At 59.4% G+C, this 3447-nt stretch carries 2 protein-coding genes and 1 pseudogene; 1 reads left to right on the forward strand and 2 read right to left on the reverse strand.

What is annotated here, in order from left to right:
• Positions 1-596 precede the first annotated feature (596 nt).
• Positions 597-1616 (reverse strand): IS110 family RNA-guided transposase, encoded by a 1020-nt coding sequence (locus B5V02_RS30775; protein ID WP_167458737.1) that lies wholly within the window; start codon positions 1614-1616, stop codon positions 597-599.
• A gap of 122 nt (positions 1617-1738) precedes the next feature.
• Here B5V02_RS30775 and B5V02_RS30780 point away from each other — a divergent pair.
• Positions 1739-2655 (forward strand): annotated as a pseudogene (locus B5V02_RS30780) (IS481 family transposase).
• 263 nt (positions 2656-2918) lie between these two features.
• Here B5V02_RS30780 and B5V02_RS30785 read toward each other — a convergent pair.
• A partial coding sequence (locus tag B5V02_RS30785) for a transposase (protein ID WP_146606180.1) occupies positions 2919-3447 on the reverse strand: 529 nt, incomplete at its 5' end.

Raw genomic sequence — 3447 nt, forward strand, 5'->3', positions numbered from 1 at the left:
CGCCGCAGATCGATCGGCTACAACACGCATGATTGGCCTCCACAGAGTTGTTGGTCAGCAACCCCACTCTGCCAGAGCGCAGGTCGCTATCCACCACCGGTCATGGGATCTTTGATGGGGCATCCTTATCTTCCGAATCGAGGGATGCACTATGGGCCAGGTTCTTCATGGGAGCGCCACGACGACAGAGGCGATCCACGGCGCCCGCTGATCATGTCTGGACGGCGCCCGCTGATCATGTCTGGACGGCGCCCGCTGATCAAGGGTTTGTTTTTGGCGATGGGATAGTCGCGGGTGCGGTCATGTCTCCGGCCTGTTGTTGTCTGGACGGCGCCCGCTGATCATGTCTGGACGGCGCCCGCTGATCAAGGGTTTGTTTTTGGCGATGGGATAGTCGCGGGTGCGGTCATGTCTCCGGCCTGTTGTTGCGGTCTTGTGACCGCTGGCCCTGATGGTATCCGCTGAGCCTTTGGCCTGATCAAGAGAGCGAGCTCGAAGCTCCGACTATGCAGCAGGCTTTCAGGATCTATTCTCGTCTGTTCCCATCACGTCATTGTCACCCTCGATTCCGGTCCCGGCCTTAGCCGATGTTGTTGTTACGCCGGTGTGCCGGCATAGTGTGTCACGTCGCGCATGAGTGCGAAGACGATACGGGCGAGCTTGTTGGCCGTTGCTACGGCGACAAGCTTGAAGGGCTTGGCCTCCAAGAGGCGATCTGCCCAGCTTCTCAAAGCATCACTGCTGCGTCTGCGATGGAAGAGAACGGCGTGCGCACCGACCACGAGCAGCTTGCGTAGATATCGGTTTCCCATCTTGGAGACGCGCCCCAGCCGTTCCTTTCCGCCGGAGGAGTTCTGCCTTGGCGTGAGCCCTAAAAAGGCGGCGAATTCGCGCGGACCCGAGAAGGCGGAGATATCCTGGACACTCGCCACAAGGGCAGACGCAGTGACTGGACCGATGCCAGGAACGGTCATCAGACGGCGTGCCGTTTCATCAGCTTTGGCGAGGGCCATAATTGCCCGATCGCTCTGCCTGATCTCGTCATCGAGTTCCGTCAATTGGTGCACCAAAGGTAACAGTGCCGAACGCACGGCTACCGGGATCATGTCGTTGCCCTCGATGACGAGAGTAGCCAATGCGCGTGCGTTGTTCGGTCCTTGCGCGGCGATGATCCCGATTTCGGCCAGATGACTGCGAAGGGCATTGAGCAGTTGCGTGCGCTGAGCCACCAGAAGTTCACGCACCATATGATGCATGAGGGCCGCCTGGTTCTCGACCGATCGCACCGGGACAAAGCGCATGGAAGGGCGCGTCACCGCCTCGCAGATGGCTGCTGCATCGGCAGCGTCGTTCTTCTGACGACGCAGGTAAGCCTTCACATAGGCTGGCGGCATCAACCGCACTTCATGGCCGAACTTCGTCAGTTCGCGAGCCCAGTGGTGCGCCGAACCGCATGCTTCCAGGCCAATGAGGCAGCATGGTAGAGATTCGAAGAATGTCAGAACATCCTTGCGCCGAATCGCCCGGGTAGTGACGACGCGGCCTGCGACATCGACCGCGTGAACCTGGAAGACGTGCTTGGCCAGATCGAGGCCAACGGTAACGACAGCGCTCAGATTGATGGTAGTCTTGTCCATGGACGGTGCTCCTTCAGATGAATGTTCGACAGCAGCCATCTTGGCACACCCCTCATCAAGGATGATGCCGTTGCGGGCGCCGTCCATCCCATCAAGAGAGCCTGAGGGCACTGGCCAAACGCTACGGGATCAACCAGAAGACCGTCGCCAAGTGGCGGTAGCGGACCTCGGTGGCCGATCTGCCGACCGGTCCGAGAGAGCCGAGATCGACGGTTCTGTCTGTCGAGGAAGAGGCCGTCATCGTCGCCTTCCGCCGCTACACGCTGCTGCCGCTGGACGATTGCCTCTACTCCTTGCAAACGACAATCCCGCACCTGACGCGTTCGTCATTGCATCGTTGTCTGCAACGCCACGGCATCGGCCGCTTGCAGGACGTAGAGGGCGACAAGCCGGCGAAGAAGAAATTCAAAAGCTATCCGATCGGCTACTTCCACATCGACGTCGCCGAGGTGCGCACCGAACAGGGCAAGTTGCACATGTTCGTCGCCATCGACCGAACCTCGAAATTCGCCTTTGTTGAGCTGCATGAGAAGGCCACCACCGCCGTCTCGAGAGACTTCCTGCTGCGCCTGATCGCGGCCGTCCCCTACAAGATCCACACTGTGCTCACCGACAATGGCATCCAGTTCACCACCCCCGGCGCCGGCGGCTCGGCCGTGCCACTGATCAAGGAGGCCATCGCAAACGGCGAACTCTTCCGCGCCCATGCCTTCGAATACGCCTGCGCCAAAAACGACATCGAACACCGGCAAGGCACCCGTGGACCAACGGCCAGGTCGAGAGGATGAACCGGACCATCAAGGATGCCACCGTCAGGCGCTTCTACTATGAGAGCCACGACCAGCTCCGCCAGCACCTTGCCGACTTCGTCGCGGCCTACAACTTCGGACGCAGGCTCAAGACCCTCAAAGGCCTCACCCCTTATGAGTTCATCTGCAAGGCTTGGGCCACACAGCCCGAACGCTTCAAGCTTAATCCGCTCCAGCAAATGCCGGGACTTCTCTATTCGGCGTGTTGAAGTCAAGCGCCTTCAAGCCTTCCTCGGCCAATGGCTTTTTGATGTCTTTCGCGGGGCCTTGCTTCTCTTCGGGATCGGCGCGCAGGCCCTCCCAGCATGGGATCAGTTAGAATGAAGGGGACAATCTAAACAGCGTTCTCACCGTGTGCTCACGATCGATACGAGTCCCGGCACGTCCTCTCTTCATCCTTCGTCCCGCGAAGGACATTCATCCACCCCTGGCGGTCTCGTTATCGGCTTTTCCCTTTCCTTCGATGGACCGGCTATAATTTCGCCGCTGCTACATCCTCTCGCGCCCAGCGGAACTCACTGCCGTCGGACCATATTCTATGCATGATAACCGCCAATCTGCGAGCAAGGGCGACGGTCGCTCTTTGCCGGCCACGGCGTTTGGCGACGTTCATCGCCCAAGCCTTCAACCATGACCACTTTTTCACCACCGTCAGCAAAACTTGCGCGGCTTCATAAAGCAACGTCCGCATCATGGCGTCACCGCATAGAGAAACACGCCCGACGCGATTATCCTCGCCTGATTGATGTAAACGCGGCGTCAATCCGAGAGACGGACCCACGGCCTTCGAATTCCTGAAGCGGGCAGGAATGTCGACCGTGGCGTAGAAGGCCAGCGCAACGACAGGGCCGACACCTGGCACGGTCATCAACCGCCTGCAAACCGTGTTATCCTTCACGATCGACAACAGTTTTTCATGCAGCACCGTGAACTGCTCGCGAAGCTTCAGTCGGGCGGCGAGCAACGCCTCCATGATGTCGCGCAATTCCGGAATGTCGCTG

The sequence above is a fragment of the Mesorhizobium kowhaii genome (assembly GCF_003253745.1).
GTDB classification, from domain to species: Bacteria; Pseudomonadota; Alphaproteobacteria; order Rhizobiales; family Rhizobiaceae; genus Mesorhizobium; species Mesorhizobium kowhaii.